The sequence below is a fragment of the Aequorivita sinensis genome, from assembly GCF_006346335.1.
Lineage (GTDB): Bacteria > Bacteroidota > Bacteroidia > Flavobacteriales > Flavobacteriaceae > Aequorivita > Aequorivita sinensis.
Window position 1 is genome coordinate 1 of sequence record NZ_VDMC01000065.1, and the last position, 618, is coordinate 618.

Below are 618 nucleotides of genomic sequence, written 5' to 3' on the forward strand. Positions count from 1 at the left end.
CGTTGTAAGTAATTTTGAGAAAACTGCTGACCATAATATTAATTTTGACCTTCGGACTTATTTCCTGCGAGTCTGAAAAAAAATATTCGGACTATAACGAATCGGACTTTTATGAGGTACAAGGAATTATCAACTATGCAAATCCGACAAGTGACCCTTTCGACAGTCCGACTGAAAAAAACATCAGTTTTACCTACTTTTTAGACCGACCAAATCCAAAAACGGGAATCGAAAATGACTTGGAAATGTTTGAGGCAAAAAATGGATATCCATTAATCGTTCTCGTCCATAAGGATGATGAAAATATAAGCTTTTATGGCAGAGTTGGAATTCTTGAAAATCTGAATAATAAGGAAAAAGCTTTTCTAAAAAACCATTTCCAAAATGAGATGAATAAGATAAAGGAAAAAACACCTGAATACATTTACAAGGCATTAGTAAAAGACACATTAACGAAAAACCAAACTGACAAAAAATAAAAAAACTACTTACAACACCGGCTATAGTTCATTGCTTCTGACTTTCCTCTCGGAAAGTCCTCGCAAATTTGCTATCTTCGGTTTACGGTGGAAAATCCTAGCGGATTTTCACGCAACGAAACCATAGCCAAACCGTTGT

General features: G+C 35.1%; 1 protein-coding gene. It reads left to right on the plus strand.

The features are described from left to right. Positions 1 to 14: 14 nt before the first annotated feature. Positions 15 to 479 (plus strand): hypothetical protein, encoded by a 465-nt coding sequence (locus FHP04_RS14415; protein ID WP_139856848.1) that lies wholly within the window; start codon positions 15 to 17, stop codon positions 477 to 479. The last annotated feature ends 139 nt before the right edge of the window (positions 480 to 618 follow it).